This window comes from Flagellimonas crocea (assembly GCF_033441595.1).
GTDB classification, from domain to species: domain Bacteria; phylum Bacteroidota; class Bacteroidia; order Flavobacteriales; family Flavobacteriaceae; genus Flagellimonas; species Flagellimonas crocea.
This window is the reverse complement of record NZ_JAUZVX010000002.1, coordinates 21,151-42,691: the sequence shown is the minus strand read 5'-3', so window position 1 is coordinate 42,691 and position 21,541 is coordinate 21,151. Positions and strand designations below refer to the sequence as shown.

The 21,541-nt window shown below is 43.3% G+C and carries 19 protein-coding genes and 1 riboswitch; of the genes, 7 read left to right on the top strand and 12 right to left on the bottom strand.

Annotated features, from left to right (window positions below; translation table 11 throughout):
- Position 1 precedes the first annotated feature (1 nt).
- The 3 genes from SD449_RS05385 to SD449_RS05375 all read left to right on the top strand — a co-directional run bounded on the left by SD449_RS05385 (position 2) and on the right by SD449_RS05375 (position 2,327).
- The gene (locus SD449_RS05385; protein ID WP_318309250.1) at positions 2-403 is read left to right on the top strand and encodes a hypothetical protein; all 402 of its coding nucleotides are present in this window, start codon (positions 2-4) and stop codon (positions 401-403) included.
- Between the two features lie 464 nt (positions 404-867).
- On the top strand, positions 868-1,983 hold the full coding sequence (locus SD449_RS05380; protein ID WP_318309248.1) for an ATP-binding protein: 1,116 nt from the start codon (positions 868-870) through the stop codon (positions 1,981-1,983).
- 218 nt (positions 1,984-2,201) lie between these two features.
- The gene (locus tag SD449_RS05375; RefSeq protein ID WP_318309247.1) at positions 2,202-2,327 is read left to right on the top strand and encodes a ribbon-helix-helix domain-containing protein; all 126 of its coding nucleotides are present in this window, start codon (positions 2,202-2,204) and stop codon (positions 2,325-2,327) included.
- Positions 2,328-2,453: 126 nt separating this feature from the next.
- On the opposite strand, the gene SD449_RS05370 is transcribed toward SD449_RS05375, so the two are convergent.
- From SD449_RS05370 to SD449_RS05320, 11 genes are all read right to left on the bottom strand, one after another.
- On the bottom strand, positions 2,454-3,371 hold the full coding sequence (locus SD449_RS05370) for a ketopantoate reductase family protein (RefSeq protein ID WP_318309246.1): 918 nt from the start codon (positions 3,369-3,371) through the stop codon (positions 2,454-2,456).
- A 119-nt stretch (positions 3,372-3,490) separates the two neighbouring features.
- The gene (locus tag SD449_RS05365) at positions 3,491-4,123 is read right to left on the bottom strand and encodes an HAD family hydrolase (protein WP_318309244.1); all 633 of its coding nucleotides are present in this window, start codon (positions 4,121-4,123) and stop codon (positions 3,491-3,493) included.
- Entirely contained in the window at positions 4,114-4,764 is a 651-nt protein-coding gene (gene tenA / locus SD449_RS05360) for a thiaminase II (RefSeq protein ID WP_318309243.1), read from the bottom strand. Before tenA ends, SD449_RS05365 begins: the two co-directional genes overlap by 10 nt.
- Positions 4,727-5,584, bottom strand: coding sequence for a bifunctional hydroxymethylpyrimidine kinase/phosphomethylpyrimidine kinase (thiD, locus tag SD449_RS05355; protein WP_318309242.1), 858 nt, complete (start codon positions 5,582-5,584; stop codon positions 4,727-4,729). The genes tenA and thiD overlap by 38 nt, the downstream gene beginning before the upstream one ends.
- Positions 5,581-6,219 (bottom strand): thiamine phosphate synthase, encoded by a 639-nt coding sequence (thiE, locus tag SD449_RS05350; protein WP_318309240.1) that lies wholly within the window; start codon positions 6,217-6,219, stop codon positions 5,581-5,583. The genes thiD and thiE overlap by 4 nt, the downstream gene beginning before the upstream one ends.
- The gene (gene thiM, locus SD449_RS05345) at positions 6,216-7,013 is read right to left on the bottom strand and encodes a hydroxyethylthiazole kinase (protein ID WP_318309239.1); all 798 of its coding nucleotides are present in this window, start codon (positions 7,011-7,013) and stop codon (positions 6,216-6,218) included. The genes thiE and thiM overlap by 4 nt, the downstream gene beginning before the upstream one ends.
- Before the next feature lie 70 nt (positions 7,014-7,083).
- A riboswitch (TPP riboswitch) is annotated at positions 7,084-7,176 on the bottom strand.
- 734 nt (positions 7,177-7,910) lie between these two features.
- Positions 7,911-9,197: a PepSY-associated TM helix domain-containing protein gene (locus tag SD449_RS05340; RefSeq protein WP_318309238.1), complete on the bottom strand. Its 1,287-nt coding sequence runs from the start codon at positions 9,195-9,197 to the stop codon at positions 7,911-7,913.
- Between the two features lie 8 nt (positions 9,198-9,205).
- Complete coding sequence (locus SD449_RS05335; RefSeq protein ID WP_318309237.1) at positions 9,206-11,674, bottom strand: TonB-dependent receptor; 2,469 nt, start codon at positions 11,672-11,674, stop codon at positions 9,206-9,208.
- 399 nt (positions 11,675-12,073) lie between these two features.
- Positions 12,074-12,853 carry a sterol desaturase family protein gene (locus tag SD449_RS05330; RefSeq protein WP_318309236.1) on the bottom strand — a complete coding sequence of 260 codons (780 nt, stop codon included), beginning with the start codon at positions 12,851-12,853 and terminating at the stop codon, positions 12,074-12,076.
- Positions 12,854-12,920: 67 nt separating this feature from the next.
- Entirely contained in the window at positions 12,921-13,646 is a 726-nt protein-coding gene (locus SD449_RS05325) for a hypothetical protein (protein WP_318309235.1), read from the bottom strand.
- Positions 13,647-13,739: 93 nt separating this feature from the next.
- On the bottom strand, positions 13,740-14,333 hold the full coding sequence (locus SD449_RS05320; RefSeq protein ID WP_207032802.1) for a Crp/Fnr family transcriptional regulator: 594 nt from the start codon (positions 14,331-14,333) through the stop codon (positions 13,740-13,742).
- A 179-nt stretch (positions 14,334-14,512) separates the two neighbouring features.
- On the opposite strand from SD449_RS05320, the gene SD449_RS05315 reads away from it, so the two are divergent.
- The 4 genes from SD449_RS05315 to SD449_RS05300 all read left to right on the top strand — a co-directional run bounded on the left by SD449_RS05315 (position 14,513) and on the right by SD449_RS05300 (position 18,285).
- Entirely contained in the window at positions 14,513-14,923 is a 411-nt protein-coding gene (locus tag SD449_RS05315; protein WP_318309233.1) for a response regulator, read from the top strand.
- A 288-nt stretch (positions 14,924-15,211) separates the two neighbouring features.
- Entirely contained in the window at positions 15,212-16,735 is a 1,524-nt protein-coding gene (locus tag SD449_RS05310; protein ID WP_318309231.1) for a sensor histidine kinase, read from the top strand.
- Positions 16,736-16,898: 163 nt separating this feature from the next.
- Positions 16,899-17,417: a hypothetical protein gene (locus SD449_RS05305; protein WP_318309230.1), complete on the top strand. Its 519-nt coding sequence runs from the start codon at positions 16,899-16,901 to the stop codon at positions 17,415-17,417.
- Positions 17,418-17,514: 97 nt separating this feature from the next.
- On the top strand, positions 17,515-18,285 hold the full coding sequence (locus tag SD449_RS05300; RefSeq protein WP_318309229.1) for a hypothetical protein: 771 nt from the start codon (positions 17,515-17,517) through the stop codon (positions 18,283-18,285).
- 17 nt (positions 18,286-18,302) lie between these two features.
- Here the strand turns inward: SD449_RS05300 and SD449_RS05295 are convergent, their stop codons facing one another.
- On the bottom strand, positions 18,303-21,536 hold the full coding sequence (locus SD449_RS05295; protein WP_318309227.1) for a CHAT domain-containing tetratricopeptide repeat protein: 3,234 nt from the start codon (positions 21,534-21,536) through the stop codon (positions 18,303-18,305).
- Positions 21,537-21,541 lie beyond the last annotated feature (5 nt).

The following is a 21,541-nucleotide window of genomic DNA, read 5'->3' as shown; positions in this document are numbered from 1 at the left end:
CATGAACCAACAAGATGAGACCTTTGAAGAAATACTATCGGACTACAATTACAACATAAGACGATGGAAATCTCTTGTCAAACATATGGAGAACGAAGTTGTTTTCCTTGACAGACTGTTGAGCTCGGAAGCCTTTGGAACTGTTATGACCCACACGATGCGGGAAAGGCACCACCACTTCAAAAAAATGGTCAAGGTCAAGGCGGAAATACTTGCCGATTTCAAGGCAGAAGTGGATAGACACCAAGCGGACCTGTTGAGACTGGCCCCAACCAAACACGTTGGAAAAAATGCAATGCATACAGCGCAGCATGAGTCTTTAAAGATCCGTTTTGAAAAATTTTGTAAAGAGTTCGATGAATTCAGGACAAGGGTCTTGCTCCAAACTGGAAGTGCCATGTAATTTGCATATGCCCGTTGAACCAAAAAATACCTTTACTCTGGGCTCATCTCTGGTGGCTGTACCATAGAAAATCTTTGAAATCTCCTTTTGCTTACATCCGATAAAAGACGATTAACCTTTGGAGCAGCTTTCGGTTGCCGTGTGTTTTAAATTACGAAAATCAGGGTTTCAACTCGATTTACTCAATTATGTATTTGTTCAAATTTTAAGTTTTTTGTGGTCTCAACGGTTCGGCTCATCCAGTTAACATTCATTTTTATTTTTTTTCGCACTGATTCCACTTTTTGCCAAGTCTGGTTTTTTGCATGTAAACTCAAGAATACTTAGGTTCGGTATTTCATGATCATTTTAGGTTGAAGAATTTAATAAGCGAAAAACATATCCATAAACAAACACCATATTAATTATAATCAAGGAGTATAATCCCTAAATATGGCTATATTTGAGGAATACAATCCCTAAATATGATAAATAGAAGTTTAGAAGAGAAAATAAAAAATCGTTTTGGCACAGGTAAGGCCATTCTATTGATTGGTCCAAGGCAAGTAGGTAAAACTACGCTTTTCAATAAATTGCTCGAGGATAAGGATTACCTCTTTTTAAACGGGGATGATCCTACTGTCCGAAAACTACTTTCCAGTCCCAATTTAGAGCAACTCAAAAATATTATTGGTAATTTCAAGACTGTATTTATTGATGAGGCCCAACGAATCGATAATATAGGACTTACGCTTAAGCTAATTACCGATCAACTTAAAGGAGTTCAATTACTGGTGAGCGGCTCATCGGCTTTTGAATTAAACAGCCATACCCAGGAGCCTCTTACCGGCAGAAAATGGGAATATCAGCTCTACCCTATATCTTGGACAGAATTTGAATCCAATGTAGGATATCTTAAAGCCGAACAGCAGCTGGAACTGCGTGTTATTTATGGAATGTATCCAGATGTCATAAATAATTTTGGAGCAGAAAAGGAAATCTTAAAACAACTTACCGATAGTTATTTATATAAAGACATTCTAAGCTATGGTGGCATTCGAAAACCAGAGGTTTTAGAAAAACTATTAAGAGCCTTAGCCTTTCAAATAGGCAGCGAAGTAAGTTATAATGAATTGTCACAGCTCTTAGGTATAGATAAAAAAACAGTAGCTACGTACATTGATTTACTTTGCCAGGCGTATGTGATATTCAAGCTCCCAAGTTTTAGTAAAAATTTACGAAACGAAATCAAGACCAATCAAAAAATCTATTTCTACGATACGGGTGTTCGCAATATGATTATAGGCGATTTGAATGCTATGGAAATTCGCCAAGATAAAGGTAACCTCTGGGAAAATTTTTTAATAGCCGAACGTTTAAAGCATAATTCTTATACTGGTTCACTGGCCAAAGGTCATTTTTGGAGAACGGTATCGCAACAAGAGATTGACTATGTTGAGGAAGAGGCTGGAAAACTTGAAGCTTTTGAAATCAAGTGGAATCCAAAAAGTAAAGTAAAAGTTCCTAAAGCTTTTGTAACCGCTTATGATGCTCAAATTACAGTGGTCAACAAAGATAGTTTTAGAGATTTTTTAAAATAGAGGGTCATGTGAAAACGTCGGACAAAATCAAGTTTGGTCAAATTACTAATATGTTATTGGTTAGCATCCATATAAAGCCGTAAATGAGGTGGCTTAAATTATACGCTTTTAATGTTTTTCTCTTAATGCATCCAACGATAATTATTAAAACAGCTGGTTTTAAGCTTTGTCTTTAAAGTGGTGCTAAAATGGATTATATCGCACCATAAACTAAGATTATGGAAACAGTTAGAAAATCAATCACTTTTACAAGTCAACAAGATGGTTGGATAAAACTTAAGGTCCAATCAGGTGATTTCATCAATGACAGTAAATATATAGGGGACTTGGTAAGAAAGGATTAGGAAGAGAACATAATCCAACCCATATCGAAACCAAATCCACATTTTGGGTCAAAATCCATCATTTTTAATGTTAAAAAAGTTAAATTTTGCTAAAAGGTGAGCAATTACGATGACAGGGATGTGCGGTCACTTTATTTTAATGGCCGATTTTAATTGGATCAGCTCCCCTAAAAATCTCGTATGCTTTACGGTCTCGGGCACCCCCAGTTCTTTGGCCATTCTGGAGACCTCCAGGTTCAAGCTATCGATTTCCGTCCTTCTCTTATGGAGAATGTCCACATAAGTGGAGATCAATTGCCCATCAGAGCGCTGGCTGATCAGCATAAGGTTTTCTTCGATAGTGTCGCTATCAAGATTGATTCCCTGCTTTTGGGCCAATGAAACACATTCATCGATCACGGTCCTCGCCAACTTGGCCACTTCCGGATTTCTGAAGAAAATACCATTATCGGTCTCAAGTAGCGGACAGATGGAATTGAAAGCACAATTGACAATGACCTTTGTCCATACCTGTACCGTGATATCCGGTTCACTTCGGAAGCTGAACGGTACGGTGTTGATTGTATCCACTACTGCTTCAAGCCCATCATTGTTTCCCTGTACGTTCCCCACCGGTGATGGCGTTACCGATTTAAAGGTGACCTCGTTGCCCCCCGTTACCTGACTGGTGGAAAAAAGGACACAACGGTACACCCTTTCAAATCCTTGGAAGGGACGTTCCACATGGAGCCCATTTTGAAGTAGTACTATGGAAAAATCCCCCACCTTTTCCCTCAACTTTCTAGCGATCTCCTCGTTGGCGAACGCCTTGGACGCTATCAGTACCATACCATGGATTTCCTGTAGACCACTAAATGTGGTCGTGACGATTTTTTGCCGAAAGGTTTGTTCCCTACCGATAACGGTGATTTGTTCTTCACGGTCCGGTATGTGGTCCACACTGCCCCGGACAAGCACCACTGCTTTGTGCTCCTGTTGCAAGAAAACGGCAAGGGCCTTTCCTATGGCCCCGGAACCGATTATATAAATTTTTGTTTTTTCCATGGTACTATACTATTATCAGGTTGTTGTCATATCATACAGCAGGTAAAGTCAAACAGGTCTCGGCCTTCCTTTGATCGTTCACCGACTTTATAGAAACACCAAGCCCCAATGCGCTCAACCTAGAATCCGTCAATCTGGTAATCGGCCCATTGGAGTGAAATATTGTTGTCTCCATGGGTATAGGCAATTACGGTCATGCCGGCCTTTTTCGCAGCCTCCATCCCGGTCTCGCTATCTTCTATTACCGCACATTCATGGGGCCTTACCTTCAATTTCCTGGCCATATTGAGGTATATGGCGGGATGCGGCTTGCCGTTTTCCTCAAAATCGGCGGACGAAATACCATCGAACAGGTTTTTGGTGCCGGTCTTTTTCAAAACTACCGGGATAATCTTTTCCGGGGCATTGGTCGCAAGGCCGATCTTATAGTTCCGGGTTTTCAGGTTTTTGATGAAAGCCCCTATTCCCAACGTTGCACTGTCTTTCGATAAAATCAGTTCCATGACCCGGCGTACGACCATCTCCTCCACCTCCGAAAGTGGTGTTTCCTTCCAGGGAAACTTTTGGTACCAGAACTCCGTGACTTCCTTGGTGGTCATGGAACGGGTCCGGCGGCTGTCTTCTTCGGTCACGGTGGCCCCAAACGAGGAAAAGACCTCATATTCCGCTTGCTTCCAAATTTCCTCGCTCTCCACAAGGACACCGTCCATATCAAAGATGACCGCCTTTTTGTCCTTCAAGATCAATTCCATGTTCTTGTATCGTATGCCGCCTCCCAAAAATGGTATTCCAACTGGGAGGCTTGGATAAAGGCTTCGGTCATTCTCTCCCGCATTTCCGGCGTGGTATGTTCCGCAGCATGGTCACAGATGTCCTTTGCCCGTTGTACACTTTCCGCGAATTCATCCCCACCATAGGTATCGATCCACCGCTGGTAGGGGTTATTGTCCCCATGTTCGCCATTATAAATGTGGTCGCCCACTTTTTTATAGATCCAAAAACAGGGTAGGGTGGCCGCCATGGCGACCTCCACGGGCTCCAAGGCGGCAGTGCTCTTCAAAAAGTGGGTATAGTGGTGGCATGCAGGCTGTATGGCCCCTTTGTCCGTTATGCCAAAATCCTCAAAATAGGATTCGTGCAGGGCATTTTCCACTACGATGGCCCCTTCCGCAAAACGGATATAGGCAAGGGAATGTCCAACCTGATGGGATTTGGCCGCTATTAAGGCAAGTGCTCTGCCAAAATGCTCCAGATAGAGGGAGTCCTGTGCCATATAAAATTGGAATTTGGCCCTGGGAAGGGTCCCTTTGGCCAATTCTTGCACAAAGGACATGTCAAGGATCGCCCTATAATTTTCATCGATTTTTTTCCAGGTCCGTTCGGTCCATTTCATATTTGATCATTTTTTGAGGATTGAAAAAGTGGTTCAAGGGACCGTTCCCCCTTCCGGTCCGTACGTTTTTTCCGCTGTCAATGGCATCATGTACATAGGATTGGCCAGATGCAACGGCATTATAGAGGGTTTCGCCCTGCGCCAAATAGGAGGCAATGGCCGAGGAAAGGGTACATCCCGAGCCATGGATGTTATTGGTTTTGATTTTTGTTGTTTCAAACGGAAAGCATCCTTCGTGCCGGTCAAAAAACAGGGAGGTGATCTTAGCGGTTTCCTGATGGCCCCCTTTCATGAGAATACTGTTGCATCCCATGTCCTTGATGCGTTCTCCGGCAATCCGCATCTCTTCCAAGGTCCTCACCTCCATCTTTGCCAATAGGGCCGCCTCGTCCATATTGGGGGTAATGATCGTGGCGATGGGCAACAACTGCTCGACCAAAGCATCTATGGTGGCCTCCTCGATCAATCGATGGCCGCTGGTGGCGACCATGACCGGGTCGAATACAATGGGCACCTTCCGATATTTTCCCAAGGTCCTTGAAATGGTCGCTACCAATTGAGGGGTGTGCACCATTCCTATTTTAATGGCCGCGGGCCTTATATCGTCCATGATTGCTTCAATCTGGTGCCCAACGGCTTCGACAGGAATGGGGTAGATCTTTCGTACCCCTTGTGTATTTTGCACGGGCAGGGCCGTAAGCACCGTTGTGGCATAGCACCCCAATGCCGATATGGTTTTGATATCGGCCTGTATTCCGGCCCCACCGCTCCCATCGAAACCGGCAATGGCCAACACCGATGGATATGTATATGCTTTCATTTTAGGATTGCATTTTTTAGTTCATAAGCTGCTTTCTCAGGGTCTTCCGCACCGCATATGGCCGATACCACGGCAATACAGTCAGCTCCGGCACGGATGACGGAACCGGCATTTTCTGGATGCAGGTTACCTATGCCCACCAAGGGCTTTGTGGTCAATTGCCGGATTTTGGCAATGCCCTCCAATCCCCATTCGGTTACGGTGTCCCTTTTCGTATCGGTCCTGAACACAGGGCTTATACCAAGGTAATCGGAGGTGGCCGTTTCCCCATTGTCCAGTTGTTCCAGATACTCTATGGAATACCCTATCATCCTTTCCATGAAATAGGGTTCTTTTCGTAAGACCGTGGGTCGGGCATCCCTATTGCCCACATGAATACCGGCCGTACCGACCTTCGAAGCCACCTTTGGATTGTCATTGATGATCAAGGGTACATCATGTTTCTCCGTGAGTTCCCTTAGCTGCTGGGCCCTGTGGAGGAACAATTTTTCAGATGCCTTCTTTTCACGCAATTGGATGATATCGACACCTCCCCGAATGGCCTGTTGGGCTACCTGTATCATATCCTTTTCTTTGCAGGCTTCCTGAGAGATGACCAGATATAGGGCATAGGGGAATTGGGGATGGAGCTTCATGATCGGGATATCTTGACGTGATCATAGAACTCTTTTTCCGATAGGGTATACAGCTTGTCGATAAGATGCAATTGTAAGCTCGCAGGGCCTTCAGACCGTTTTTCGGCCAGTTCACCGGCGATGCCCAATAGGGTCATGACCGCTGCCACGGATTCAACTTTATCTTCCACAATTCCGATAAAAGCACCAATCAGCGCAGATGCCGTACAGCCCAGTCCGGTCACCTTGGTCATCAGCGGCGTCCCATTGGCGATATGGACTTTTTGGGCAGCATCCGTAATGATATCCTCAGCACCGGAAATGCATACCACGGCACCATAAGTTTTAGCTAGCCCAATAGCGGCATCCATGGCCTCATTGCTCTCGGCCGTACTGTCCACTCCCTTGGTGGCTTCCCGGTTTGTTTGGGCCAATGCCATGATCTCAGAGGCATTGCCCTTGATAATGGTGGGTTTAAAGTTCAACAGCTCCTGAAGTATTTTGTCCCGGAAAGGACTGGCTCCTGCGCCGACCGGGTCCAATATCCATGGTTTGCCCAATGTATGGGCCGTCTCTGCCGCTAAAAGCATGGCTTCGCACCAATATTCATCCAAGGTGCCAATATTGATCACCGAGGCATGTGCCAAAGTGACCATATCGCGGACCTCCGACTTTGCATGGGCCATAATCGGGGATGCCCCAATCGCCAAAAGGGCGTTGGCCGTATTGTTCATGACCACATAGTTGGTAATGTTATGTACCAGTGGCGCCTTTGATCTTACAAGTTGAATGTGTTTCCAGAGATGTTGTTCCATTGCCTTTTATGATTTAATTGAAAGGCTTTAGGAATACTGCGGAAAACAAAAGGAAAGTAACATCAATAGATGATGTCTTTTCGCTTTTCCCTACGTCGGTGTGAGCCGTATCAGGTTCCAAGGGACTCTCTCAATTCTTTTCAGAATACCCCTAAAGCTTTTACGAATATACATAATTATTATACAATGGTGCCCTTGAAGTTCTTTAGTTGGATTTCGATCAAGGTAGTTTGCTATAGGTCCAACACAGTTAGATTGAACCCAATACATATCAATCCCTACATGGCCCTGTTCCAATTCTGGAACACCAACTACTTTAAACCGGAATTCCTTATCAACCGGGACTAGGTAATGCAGTATGCAAAATCGAATTTAAATCCACTTAACAGTAAGGAACTTGACCATTTAAGCTATATCGTCTAAACCCCATCCCACAATCCATTTAAGGGAGAGCCGTATCAAGATGTTAGATTTTGGGACAAGTAGATGGACAAGCAGTGGTTCCTATCAACAAACATATACAAACCTTAGAAAACCAAAAAAAACAATAACAACTCGCAAGATTTTCAGGGTTTAGATTTTGATGGTTTCAAAAATGGGCACTTTCAGAAAAAAGTTCGAGTCCCGTCCAACTAAAATTCAACTAAAGCCCTGTAAAATAAATTGCTTACTGAGTTTTTTCATTTTTTTTGATACCAAAAAGTATCAATTTTCCCCATCTAGAAGATGGGGAACTCGGAGCGTATTCCATTTCCATCTTTTGAAAATTGCTCACCTCAATCGATGTTATCCACTTTTAGTTGTTCATCTTATCCATCATTTCCAACTCACCGAATTTGACCGTATAGTGGCCAATTCCGTAAATTGCAAGCTACGTTTCAGTCCAAGAGCCTTTATCTAATGTGCTTTGACCAGCTTGTTCAAGCGATGCGCAAAAACATAATAGGCGAGCCCTAGAAAGATCAACCAACCACAGCTGATAACCATGATTCCAGTAATTGAGGTATGATAGCGCCCCACCAATTGCACATACATGCTAATCATCATAAACAGATATATGCCCCAGTTGACGAATTTCCATTTGCCCAATATGGGTTTATGCTGCTTTTTCCTTTGCAAGGCCTTCCGTTTTAAGGTAATCCAGATTCCTGTCAGTACCAATGAGGAAATCCCCAAACCCATAAAAAACCAAATGATCTTGGTCGTCAAACCTCCCCAATACCCAAAGTGAAGCGGGTCGGCAATGTCGTTCACCCACATGGTATTGCTAATTTTTCTAGCGTTTTGGATCCCCACCACTTCATAATTGTAGGGATTGATATACACCCTGTTGGCCCGTTGTCGGACCAAGGGAACATCCGAGTTTCCCCTCACATAAACGGGGCTCCGATGATCATTGGGGATGTTCATATCCTCTGCGGTAAAATACGGAATTGCATTTTGGGCCACTTTGGCAACCTTTTCATAATCAATATCGTAGGCGAGGTCGATACTATCCGCATCCATAGCGATGTGCTCCAGTTTGGGCAGTTTCGGGTTGACCTTTGTTCGTACATTGGCAATATTGGTTCGTTCCACGAAATACCATATTCCAGTAACCGAAAACAAAATGGAGAACGGAACGGACCATAGTCCCACCAGCCTGTGAAGACTTCTGAAAAAGACCAATGGCCCTTTTTTTGTTTCAAGAACAAAAAGTTTTCGCCACCATTTTTTATAGAAGAACAACGCCGTTAAAAAGGAAACCAAAAGAAGAAAGGCAAAGCTCAATACGATCAAATATCCGAATTGGTAAAAAGGCATGAACAGAAAATAATGGAGGTCTCTAAAAAAGCGTTGAAAAGTGAGGTTGGCATTCCCCTGTATTTCCCCCGTATATGGATTGGCAAAGACATAGGTTAGCCTGCCCTTATCGGTCACATAGATAATATCGCACAAGTAAGGTTCTTCCGTGCGCATCCAATAGGAAACCTGTCCCTTGGGATATTCCTTTTTGAGATTAGAGAGGATTTCATTTCTAGAAGCAAACTCTTTTTGCGGCTTGGCCCTGATCTCTGAAATAAACAGCCAGTCCATCTCATGGCTAAGGGTAGCCATGGTACCCGAAAAGCATACTATAAAAAATAGTATGCTCAACTTGGTACCGATCCAGCTATGGATCTTAAAAAGTTTTTTCTTGGACAATTTCAAGGCTAGAACGTATAGGAGACGGTTGCCATAATGTTTCTGGGCCTGCCAGGGAAGGCACGCAAGAAATCATAACCCCCTACCCAATGGGTCTTGTCGAACACATTGTTGAAGTTCAATTGTATCTGAAATTTATCCACTTGATAGTAAACAGCGGTATTGACCAATCCATAACTTGGAAAAACAGGGATCAACTCAGGATCCCTGACAATAGATCCGTTTCGTTCCCCTACGTAATCATATCCAAGTCCAAAGCCCAGACCATTAAAATTACCTCGGTCTATGATATACTTGGTCCAAAAGTTGAAGGTGTTTCTAGGGGCATTCGGTTTTTGTTTGCTGAATGTGGCAATGGTGGTTTCATCCGCTTCGGTAAAGTAGGCGTGGTTATAGGCGTAATTCATGACCACACTCCAATTGGGCATGAGCTGTCCATAAACATCAACTTCCACACCTTCGGATTTTTCTTCACCAACCTGTTGTAATAAATCAGAATTGCTGGAATCATTGGCATTGTACAAGGCGCCTTTCTGGTTCAGCGTATAAACTGCCAAAGTCGCACTCAGCCTTTTGTTGAACCACTCGGATTTTATCCCGGCTTCGAGCAATTCACTGGTCAATGGGTCAAAAGGCCCTCCAGCTTCAGGATTGCTTATTTCAGTAGCCGTTTGTGGTTGATAGCCTTTTACCCAAGTACCATAAAAATTCACATTCGGTGTGGCCTTGTATACCATTCCCAATCTTGGAAGAAAGGCATCTTGTCTAACTTTTTCCTCCTGGGCCGTGTTATAGTTGAGATAGTCGGTAAAGTCATCATACCGAAGGCCTACCAAAAGATTGAACTTTTTGTAGCTGAACTGGTTCTGCAAGTAAACCCCGTTGCCCGTTTGCTTGTACCGGTCATAGTTTCGAAGGGAATACACATAATTGCTCATGTCCCGCATGGCATTTCCGTCCGTAGAGGTCAAATCAAAAGGTGCTACATTGGCCACAGGATTGCCATCTTCGTCAAGGACATATCTATCAATGTTGGCAACATTGAACGAATTGGTGGCCGTACCATTTTGTAAAAGATAGGCGTTTGCTTCCAATTGAGACCCTCCGGGTTCAAGTTCTTGTTGAAAATAATCGTAACCTACCAAAAGCTTGTTCTTAATTTCTCCAAGGTCAAAGTCAAAATTGAGGTAATTGGTAAAGTTTTGATTGTTCCAAGACCGTTTACGAATAAACACCCGCATCGCCACTTGGGTTATGTCAAAAGAACCATCCCCAAGCGCCAAAAAGTTATTGGCAGTTCTGTGCTCTAACAAATCTTCGTCGTAAGAGGAGTTCAGATAGCTACTGTTATAGCTTATGTTTTCGTTGAACTTATGCTGAAATGATAAGGTTACGTTCAGGTTTTGTTCGTTCAGGTAGTCATTTTCTGCACTTAAAGAGGTGGTTATTGGTGTTGAATAAAGATCACCGTCCCCAAAAACCGCCTGTCCACGATCCAATCGTCCCTTACTGTCCTGATAGACCACGTCAAAGTTCAACCGGGTCTTTTGGCTGGGAATAAAGGAAAAGGAAGGCGCCACCACAATGTTTTTGTTGAATTGCAGATCCCTGAAACCATCCGTATTTTGGTACCCGATGTTTAAACGGTACAGCAGTTTGTTGTCCTTAGTCATCGGGCCGGTAAAATCGGACAAAAATCGAAACGTATTAAAGCTCCCCATACTGGCGCTGATGGATTGTTTGGTCGTTTCCAAAGGCTTTTTGGTCACCGTATTTATTGTCCCTCCGGGAGAGGCATTTCCGAACAGGGCAGATGCCGGACCTTTTATGACTTCAACACGTTCCACATGCGGAATGATCTGTTGGCTCCAAAAACTGGTCATCATTCGGGAACCATTTAGAAGGATACTATTGTTCCGTTGTCCTTGGACACGAAAACCCCGAATGGTCAAGTCGTTGTAAAATGAAAACTGGTTGACGCCACTGACATTTTTGACCACATCATTGACCGTAAACGCTGCTTGGTCCAAAATGACTTCTTTGGTCACGTAACTCACTGCTTGGGGCACATCGACTAATTTTGTGGCTGATTTTGTGGCAACGAAGGATGTTGTGTTTTTGTAATTTCTTTCCTTTCGCCCAATAATTTCCACCCCTTGTAGCGCTGTTGCCGATTCACTTAAAATAAAATCCAATGACAGGGTCGCTCCCTCCTTTACGGTAATCGAGTTCTCAATGGTCTCATAGCCTATATAGGAAGCTTGCACGATGTGCTTGCCCGAAGTAATCCCTCTTAGTTCATAAATGCCATTTTCACCGGTAACTGTACCCATATTCGAGTTCAATACGATGACGTTGGCGTTGGCAATCGGGGTTCCGGAATCGGAAAGCACTTTTCCTTGAATGGAGGTGTTTTGACCAAAGGTGGTACCAACTGTGCCCAGTAAGAAGAGATAAAGCAACTTCAATTTATTCATTTGGTGGTTTTTTATTTATAATTATTCTAAATAATAAGGGCCAAATTTAAAACGAACCTTTTTTTAACACAAATTTTAATTGGATTAATTCTAAATAAATAGCGTAAAAGATTTTTATTTACTGATTATCTGATTGTTGAAAATGTTAAACTTGTTTCGGAGCGTAAGACACGTACCTCCTGCCACGGCAACTGTACGGTTTCGCTATGGCTGTATACCGTAGTCCTTGGCCCTTTTGTCTGTTGACAATAGGATTTGGGCGAATAACTTTATCCCTTTTCCATCACATTTTTGGAGTACAAATTGACCAAGGCCTCAAACCTTTAAGAGACTAAAAAGAGGGGCCATATGAGAAAATGCAATGCCACAGGATTTGATCAATCCACAGTGTAAATCATATTATTTTGATACACGCTTTGTGCCGAACCTTTTGTATTGAATTTCATCAAAGACCCTTACATAATCTGGGTTTTCCGTCCCCATCAGTCTATCCCAAAAACGGAAATAGTATCCATAGTTGCCTATGAACTTATGGTGGTGCAGGTTGTGGTGTACCGAGGTCACCATAATCTCAAAAAAAATGGATTTCCTGAACCACCTAGGCACAATCTCGTACCCTAAATGTCCGTATACATTGAACGAATACGCAAACAGGGCAAAAAGGATAAGGGCAACCGGGTGCATGGGAATAAGGAACACCACCAATGGGACGACCATCGCCTCCAATATTCCTTCCATAAAATTGAAGGAATACGATGCCAGTGGACTTGGATTGACGGACTTGTGGTGGACCCTATGGAACATTTTGTACAATGACCTATGGTGCACTGCTCGGTGCATCCAATAAAAATAAGTATCGTGCAAAGTTATGGCCAAGAGTATACTTACGGGCACCCACCAAAGGCCATGTTCATGGATATCCCCATAAATCTTACCATATTCTCTTAGTGGGGTATAGAGCACCAACAGGTTCATCCCGATAAAAATGACAATGGTCTGTAAGGAATAGGACAGCTCACGGACAAAGTCTTTTTTTCTTGCAAAACGGGTCTGTATCTTGCTTTTGGCAAAGACATTGGGCCATAGTACATAAAAGGACAGGAAAGCCATTCCACCAAGCACTGCATATCTCAGCATGTTGAATAGCATGGTAAACCAATAGGGCAATAACGTTTCCATAGTGCAAAAAGTTACATAAGGGAGGGGCGAACCCGTTCGGATACCGCCCCCTTTTTACCATGAAAGATCAATTGGACAATACAATATAGGTTTGCCCTTCAATGGTAACAGTGGCACTGCCATTACCCATAAATTCAATGGTCCCCGAATATGAAAAAGAGGCATTGTTACTGGTTCCGGTCAAGGTGAAACTGCCGCTTCCCGAAGTAATGGAGTCGGTTTCCTTATCTATGACAAGGCTGTTCAGTTGCATGTTTAATTCACTTTCCACATTTTTTTTGGAAACGATCAATTGTTGGCTGTAGTCGCCTTGGTAGGTACCGGTCAAGGTATAGGTAGATCCATCGGCCTCCAACCCATCCAAGCTTCCGGACATGCTGGAAGAACCTGTGGCACTTATCCTTGGGGTACTTGCCGTAGCTGTCTTTTCATAAGAATACGTGGCCGAATCCGGAAGGTTTTGATCATTGCAATGGATCTGGTAGGCCCAATCTCCCGTATAAGAGGCATCGATACCGTTTTGATCATATTGGTATGAGATACCATCTTCATAGGTAAAACCGCAAGTGTATTCCGCTTCAATGGTCACCTGCACTTCTATGGTGAGCTTGACCATGGTTTCGATACTTCCCCCGGAGTCCTCCTCCAAGGAACTGGCCACCAATTGTGCCGCTTCCTCCTGTGTTATGGCCTCCTCGGCGTTGGAATCATCATCCTCATTGGAACAAGAAAAATTTGCCAAAAGTACGAAGGCCAAACAGGCATTTACCAAAATCATTTTTGATGTTTTCATAGCTGATACGTTTAAAAATTTTAAGACAAATGTAGCCTGTACGCATAGCCCACGTCGTTAACAAAAGATAAGAAATGTCCAAATGGGATTTTTCTATGATTTGGCCTTTTGCGCAATGCGTTTCCGTATCCTGCTCAATGAAACAGGGGTGATGCCCAGCACATTGGCGATATACTTATCCGGTACCCTATTGGTCAAACTGGGATTGGATTCCAAAAAGTGCAGATAACGTTCTTCCGGGGTTTTTAAGGTAAATGTATCAATGCGTTCAAAGGCATTCTTCAATAGGTTTTGAAGGATGTACTTACGGTTCATATCCAACTTCCGGTTCCGCTCCAAGACCTGTTGGAGTTCATCATAGGCAATATGGAAGGTTTCCGTTTTCTCCATGGCCTGAATATAGAATCGGGAAGGTTGATCAAAGAAAATAACGTCATAACTGGCCACCAGTTCATTTTCACAGCGCAGTTCGGTCGTAATCTCGTCACCGCGCTCGTTGACAGCGTAAATACGGACCAACCCTTTATATATAAAATACACTTGGTTTTGAAGGGTATCCGCTTCTATAAGGTATTCCCCGTGAAGAAAAGTTTTACGCCCTGCGGCCTGAAGCAAATGTTTTACATCAGAAAAATTTAGGTCGCCAGCAATACTGTAAATACGCTTTATTTGATCTAGATCGATCATTTATCTTTAGATATGGAGATTATTACTATTGGAATAACAATTCAATAAAGCAAAACCCTAACATATATTCTCCACATGCCGATTTTTAGGATCCTCATCGACAAGCTTCATGGTTACACAACATTAAATTGGACCTGGCCCCGTAAAAGGTTAATTTCTCATCAGTTAAATACAATCAAATGTACAAAGAAATATACCTGGTAGATGACGAGGAACTTATCAATACCGTACACGCTCTAATGTTCAGAAAGTTAGGCCTAGAGGATAAGCTAAGAAGCTTTACGAACCCTGAATTGGCTTTGGATTGCCTTCGATTTCGAGAAAACCCCGAAGAACGTATTCTTCTTTTTTTAGATATCAATATGCCCGAAATGACGGGATTCGAATTCTTGGAGTTCATGACCTTGGAAAAATTCCCTCCTACGGTTGATGTGGTCATCGTCAGTTCATCCATCGATCCAAAGGATGAGATAAAAGCGACCACATATGGAAAATATGTACTAGGTTACCTTAACAAACCCTTGAGTTTGGGTAGCATTGGTCAATTCCTGGGCATAGAACGGGCCATTCCAAGTGCAACCCCATCATAAACATAGGATTCCAAAGGCGCAACAGGCCAACGAATCACGAAATCTGCTTCAGAAATAGGGAGTGGGATTACGTGGTTTGTATAAAAATATGTAGGGGGCTGGACATCTTCGGATGTCTATCGATAAGAAATATAACCTAAAAGACCTGTACCAGTCTTATTCACAGGACCACAGCACAAAATATTTTAGTAATTTGATTTCCATATAGTTCACGAAAAAATTATAGTTTTAAAGACCGAACCCAGTTGAATACTGCTACATTTACCGTTAAGAAATAATGCATTAAATATGGATGTTTTCGATTTTAGATACCTGACCAACTTGGTATTCACCTCCATTTTCGCTGCATTCGGGATTTATCACCTACTCTCGTACCTCGTTTTAAAGCACAAAATCCTGCTTGATTATTTGGTGCTGATTTGGGGAATCACCCTTCATTGGAGCCTTTACTTTTTTATGAACAACTCCTTTGGCAGTGAAATCACTTCAGTAGCGGACAAAATTTCCCTTACAACTGCAATGATCACCACCTTTGGCCTGCTGCAGTTCACAAGAAATTACCTTGCGATTAAAAAGGACGACCATCCACGTCTATCAAGGACCTACAAACTATTGATCGGAACGGTGGTTTGCCTTCCGTTTTTGCATATCACCAACACACTTACCATTGGACTGGTCTGGTTGAACGAAATCCTGGTATTGCTAGCAGCGATTACTGCATTGGCCGCTGTACTTTTAAATATTTTCTCTGGTATCCTATTGTTCAATGCCCATAAATTAAACAGATACTATTTATATTCCTATGCACCTATCCTGTTATCCGCAATAATATATATAGGCGCGTGGTTTGCAAAACAGTATTTCGATTTCGACGCAACCCCAATAATTATTGCAACTTCAGTATTGACGACGATCCAATTGATTCTCTTTTCGCTGCTCATCTCCTATAAATTTAAAGAAATTGAGAATGATAATTTGAAAATGCAACTGGAAGCCAATACAAAGCTCAAAGATGAAGTTGAACGGCAGACCAAAAAGCTTACGGTTGCCAAGGCAGAACTCGAAAACCAAAATGCCGAGCTTGAAGAGATCAGTAAACTCAAGAATAAATTGTTCTCCTTGCTCGCCCATGATGTCAGGGCCCCACTCAACAATTTTGTTGTCATCATACAATTGATCGAGGCCGAATTGGCGGATGAAGAACTAAAGCGATTGACAGAAAAACTAAAAAGCGAAGTTTACGATAGAATTTCAATGATCAACGATTTACTGCAATGGTCCTATAAACAATTGGACGGGGTGCAATTGGACAAAACCATCTGTGACCTGGAAGACGTATTTCATGCAGTAAGCCAAGAGTTCACCAGGATGGCCAACAATAAAAATATAGCGATAGAGCTGAACATCTCTTGTCGGGAGCTTTTCATGGATGAAAACATGCTAAAGGTCGTTCTCCGTAATTTAATTTCCAACGCCATCAAGTTCAGCAACAACGGTCAAAAAATATTGGTCTGGTCAAAATGCAGCGATGATACCGTCGAAATAGGGGTACAAGATTTTGGAATGGGCATGGATACACATTGGTTCAGGCAGCTTAAGGCTGACGAAAAACCAAAAACAAGAAGGGGCACGGAAGGTGAAAAAGGTACGGGCTTTGGGCTATTGATCTCAAAGGATTTTGTGGAGATGAACGGTGGCGAATTGATTTGCGAAAGTGAAATTGATAAGGGCACAAGTTTTATACTGCGTTTTAAGAACCATTCAAATGTCCCAAATGTATCCAATCAAAAAACGTTGGGCCATTCCACTTAAACTAATTTATTGGCAGAGTGATTGTCTGAAAAAAGAAAATCCATGTGCAATTAGTTAATGGACTGCTATGGAATGCCCTTATCCTAGGGCCCAAACATTGTAAATTTGTTGGTTTTGTGCACAACCATTCCTACACCACTGCATCCAATAGATAAAGGCCAAAATGAAAAAGCTGCTTCCAATCGCTATTTTAATATTAGCGCAATGTTTGGTTTCCTGTGAATCCGATAATCTAGAGCATTATGATGAATTCATCGTAAGCCTTAGGGCCTGGGAGAATTTTAAAGAGTCAGCCAAAAATTCCTATCGCTACACGGTCAACCAGGGTTCATGGGTCGGATTCAGCTCAAAAACCACCATTACCGTGGAGTCAGGGACCATAACGGAGCGAAGCTTCCAATTTACCAACACTGGAGGTATATCTTCCGAGATACCAGAGGATGAACTGGAATGGACAGAGACGGCCGATGAAATCGGATTTCATGCAAACGGTGCAGCGCCATTGACAATGGACGAGGTCTACGATAAGGCAAAAAACGATTGGCTACGAAACAGAACTGATGCTACCCCATATTTTGAAACCATGGACAATGGCTTGATATCCACTTGTGGCTATGTGGAAAAGGGGTGCATTGACGATTGTTTTGTGGGCATCCATATCGAGTCCATCGACCCACTTTAAATCAAGGCAAGACAATATTTTTTGTACTTCTCGGTGCATCCCTACACATTTGATGACATTTTCCTTTTCCATCGATATTAGGAAAAAGAAACATATCATGAAATGTATTCCAACCTTATTGTTATCAATCATCATCTTACACTTTATTAGCTGTAGTTCGGATTCCGGTTCCGACAATGGCCAGACCAATGCAGAACCTCAAGGCCTATGTGAAAATGCCACCGGATTGACGGGTATCTATTGGGAATTTGCACACTCTATCCCAGCGCCTTTGACCCAAGTTCCCACGGTCAATGATCCTGGGGGACAATTTGTCCACAGTCTGCACCCTCTTTTAGGATTTGTGTATCCCCAAGGGTTTTCAGCTTTTGAGGTTACAGACGCGCAGACCGGCACCCTTGGGGTCAACTTGGTGCGCAATGACAATGCAGTGGTCTTCCGTTGGATACCCAACACACAATTGAATGGCCAGGTTTCCGCCACGGCCATCATAGCCAATGAGATCAATGGTGTATTTGGACACTATGGCTTCAGTGGCACCCCTGATGTATTGTGCACGACCTCTACAAGTAATTCCTTTGAAGGCATCCCTTCACAGTTTGAGGCGCGCCTGCTCCGTTTCAATGGCATAACCGCACAAGTGTGGGTAAGGTCCACCTACCTTGCCGGGGGCACGTTCTCTGCCATTTCGGTCACCTCGGCCCCGAGCAACGAATACAGTGACCAAGTGATGGACACCTTTCTTCCCATCAATTTCCAACTCTTTGTAGGAAGGGACGGCACTTTTGTGGATAACGACAATGACGGTGTCCCTGCTAACGAGGACCCGGACGACAACGACCCCAATGTTCCCAACAACCAAGGGTAAAAAAGTGTTCTCAGTAGTTAGTTGGTTTTGGATCTGCTCCCTTTATGGGAGCTTTTCTTTTTGAGGACCACAACAACAACCCATAAAACCAGAATCAAGGCCACAAAGCCCCATAAGGGCCAAAGCTTGGTCTGTGAGAGTTCCACAGGGGACGTATCTCCCATCAAGATCAAACCCGCCCAGTATTGTGGGTGCAGGGCACGTCCTTCCGCATGGGCCAAATAATCCAACTTTGCCAAACGAAGGGCCTCATCCTTGGCTTTTCCGCTCAACAGGTGGCCGTAAAAGCTTTCCAATATTTGATTGCTGGATTTTTCATCAATCTGCCATAAGCTGGTCAAAACACTTTCGCTGCCCGCATAGTTAAATGCATGTGCCAATGATATCATACCCTCTCCAGGTTGATAAGTCGGTCTCCCCGTCTCACAGGCCGTCAGTATAGTCAAATTGGAACTGAGGTTTTGATTGTAGATTTCATAGGTATACAGGTAATTATCATTGACATCCACGGAATCCGATACGTTTTTGGCAAATACCAGCCGTGAAAGTTCGGGGCTCACGTTATTGGATTCGGCATGGGTTCCAATATGTATGATCTTATGCTCTCTCGCATGTTTAGTGAACAAAGGTTTGGAGGCCCTTTCGTTCAAAAAGGAACTTCCATCAAATTTTCGGCTGAATTTTTTTACCAGTTCAGTACTGAACGGTTGAGGCAGTAAGGTCAGATAGGTCTTGTCCAAATACAACGAATCGGAAACGGCCATTTGATAATCTTCCTTCATTTTTTCATCAAACTCCGGCACAAAAGCAACAAAATCCTCCCTATACCCGACTACCTTTTGGTTATTATCGAGCATGAACAAGCTATAGTTGTACGATATATTATATTTGGCCAAGAGACTTCCCGTAGCCAATTCACTATCGGAATGCACCCTTTGCGGAGTGAGGAGCTCAAAAGCCAGATTAAAAAGTTCACCATCTGGAAATATAATTACGTTTTCCGTTGATACTAAGCTTTCCAGCGGTTTCCACAGCTTTTGGTACAATTCATACAGACATTCATACAGTTCTTCCCCAACCGTATTGTAATCGGAAATAACGGATATACAAAGGTCCTTAGTCCGTCCTAACTTCAACAACTTGGACCTATCCCGTTGGTAAACGTAAGCATAAAGGTTTGCTTCATCAGAAAAATACCGTACCAGTGTTGTATTGTGCGGGGTATGCTCTCTTAAATTTTTGAGGGGAGCCACGATAGCGGCATATCTCATCCTGTAATACTCCGGGTGCTTCTTTTGAAGAGATTGCAAATGATTCTTCCAGGATTGATTGAGCGAATCCCATTGGGCAACATCGAACCGTGTGCCGTTCTCCGCAACCTCAAAAAAGTTGTTTATTTCGTCCCGTAAATTACTTTCTTCCTCTTTGATATCATCAGGAACCAAGATGTTTCCGGCGAGGTTCAAACGTGCTCGGATACGGTTGTAGATCGAGGACTCGTGCAGTGCCACGACCTTATCCAGAAAATCTTTGTTCTTGGTTTTGTCATATAGTTCAAGATACACCTTTTTGGCCAAATTGAAGGTTTCCTCATTGTCTGCGATCAGGTTACTTACCCCTTCGGGCGTTGTAATCAGAGATTTCCGTTTCTCCACTAAGGACGTGGCCTCGTCAACCAACTTCGCTATATCCTCAAGGGTTTGCACCGAATGGGGCAACAGTTCTAATTTTGATCTGGCCAAAAACAACAGAATCTCGTTCTGTTCACTCCAAAGATATGGTCTGTTCTCCAGTTTTCCCTCATTTCCATAGACCTCCAATAACCGTTCGCACAACTGTATGGTTTTCTTAAAATCTCCTTTTAAATAGGACACCTTCAATTGGGTACGCTGTATCATATGTGCCAAATAGCTCTCGCTACCAAAAGTTGCCGCCACTTTTGAATAAGTTTGCTCCAAAAGGTCTTCTGATCGGTCAAACTGTTTATTCTCTGCGTAGGTCAGGGCCAAATTGGAACGGGCATAAATAATATTTTGGCTGAATTCCTCCGGGCTGCTAGCACTATAAGCTTTAAGGGTCTTTTGGTAGTTGGTTATGGCAGCAGAGAGATTGCCTGCTTTTTTTTCCAAATCGGCCATGGCATGGTATAAATTGGCAGCATATGACCAATTGTCCCCTGGTATAGAGTTCAAGGATGCCTCTGCTTCGTCAAGAAAGGTTCTTGCCTTTCCTAGGCGTTCCCCGTAGAGATGGGCCTCCCCCATCATCAATATCGCGCTAAAATACTGGACCGTATTGGGAAGAAAATACTTTTTGGCATGGTGATACCCCATTGTGGCCACTTGAATGGCCTTTTCCTTATCGCCAAGGTCGTTGTACAGACTGCCCAGATTTCGATAGGCAATGGACAGGTTGCCGTGAACTTTTTCCGTTAGGGGATTATTGTTTGTCCTTTGCAAGAAATTATTGAAACTTGATATGCTCTTCAAAGTGAGTTTCATGGCCGTGTCGTAGTCACCGGCACTTTGCTTGACCATGGTCCAGTTACCGTAAATTGTTCCTGGAAGGTAGTACCGGTATTCTGGATTACTGTCCGTAGGGTCTATGCGTTGTAGGGCCTTTTCAAAATAATAATTGGCGCTATCCGGTTTCGCCGTAAAGTGCATGAGAGACCCTTTATAATTGAATATTCTAGGGGCCAAAGGGTAATTCCCCTTAGGATAGTTTTCCATCAACCGTAGGGCATTGTCGGTACGTTCCATCAATTGGCCAATGTCGCCAAGTTTCAATCCTATCTCCCCCAAGTGGTACTCGGAGGCAACCATTTTTCCGATGTCCTGCATGGCGTGGGCAATGGAACTTGCAAAAACAATATATTTCTGTGCTTCATCCACGGTACCTTGGTCCACATGTGCAAGACCCATTCCCAAAAATGCTTCATAGCGAACAGAATCAGGTTGACCGGTAGCTCCATAGGTTTCCAAAAGCTGCTCTGACTTCGGGAAACTGGTCCGATTGTCCAACAAAAATTCCGTTTTTGCCATTGGGTACACCAGCTTGCCCAAGTTCAACCCCGTTTTTATTTTTTTGGCTAAGGCCTCCTGATCGGCAATGATATCCTGGACCGCTTTGAAACTGTCCACTTCAACAAGGCTATCCAATTGTTTCAATACGGGATGTTGTTGGGCATGCACAGCGATTTGAATAAAAAGTAAAGACCCAAAAAGCAGATGTGCCAAATACCGGTCCATATCTT

Coding starts and splice junctions, on each gene's coding strand:
- SD449_RS05385 (WP_318309250.1), top strand. CDS start 2: ATGAACCAACAAGATGAGACCTTTGAAGAAATACTATCGGACTACAAT.
- SD449_RS05295 (WP_318309227.1), bottom strand. CDS start 21,536: ATGGACCGGTATTTGGCACATCTGCTTTTTGGGTCTTTACTTTTTATT.
- SD449_RS05320 (WP_207032802.1), bottom strand. CDS start 14,333: ATGATCGATCTAGATCAAATAAAGCGTATTTACAGTATTGCTGGCGAC.
- SD449_RS05305 (WP_318309230.1), top strand. CDS start 16,899: ATGAAAAAGCTGCTTCCAATCGCTATTTTAATATTAGCGCAATGTTTG.
- thiE (WP_318309240.1), bottom strand. CDS start 6,219: ATGAAGCTCCATCCCCAATTCCCCTATGCCCTATATCTGGTCATCTCT.
- SD449_RS05375 (WP_318309247.1), top strand. CDS start 2,202: ATGGAAACAGTTAGAAAATCAATCACTTTTACAAGTCAACAAGATGGT.
- SD449_RS05325 (WP_318309235.1), bottom strand. CDS start 13,646: ATGAAAACATCAAAAATGATTTTGGTAAATGCCTGTTTGGCCTTCGTA.
- thiD (WP_318309242.1), bottom strand. CDS start 5,584: ATGAAAGCATATACATATCCATCGGTGTTGGCCATTGCCGGTTTCGAT.
- SD449_RS05370 (WP_318309246.1), bottom strand. CDS start 3,371: ATGGAAAAAACAAAAATTTATATAATCGGTTCCGGGGCCATAGGAAAG.
- SD449_RS05310 (WP_318309231.1), top strand. CDS start 15,212: ATGGATGTTTTCGATTTTAGATACCTGACCAACTTGGTATTCACCTCC.
- SD449_RS05330 (WP_318309236.1), bottom strand. CDS start 12,853: ATGGAAACGTTATTGCCCTATTGGTTTACCATGCTATTCAACATGCTG.
- SD449_RS05300 (WP_318309229.1), top strand. CDS start 17,515: ATGAAATGTATTCCAACCTTATTGTTATCAATCATCATCTTACACTTT.
- SD449_RS05380 (WP_318309248.1), top strand. CDS start 868: ATGATAAATAGAAGTTTAGAAGAGAAAATAAAAAATCGTTTTGGCACA.
- SD449_RS05365 (WP_318309244.1), bottom strand. CDS start 4,123: ATGGAATTGATCTTGAAGGACAAAAAGGCGGTCATCTTTGATATGGAC.
- thiM (WP_318309239.1), bottom strand. CDS start 7,013: ATGGAACAACATCTCTGGAAACACATTCAACTTGTAAGATCAAAGGCG.
- SD449_RS05335 (WP_318309237.1), bottom strand. CDS start 11,674: ATGAATAAATTGAAGTTGCTTTATCTCTTCTTACTGGGCACAGTTGGT.
- SD449_RS05315 (WP_318309233.1), top strand. CDS start 14,513: ATGTACAAAGAAATATACCTGGTAGATGACGAGGAACTTATCAATACC.
- tenA (WP_318309243.1), bottom strand. CDS start 4,764: ATGAAATGGACCGAACGGACCTGGAAAAAAATCGATGAAAATTATAGG.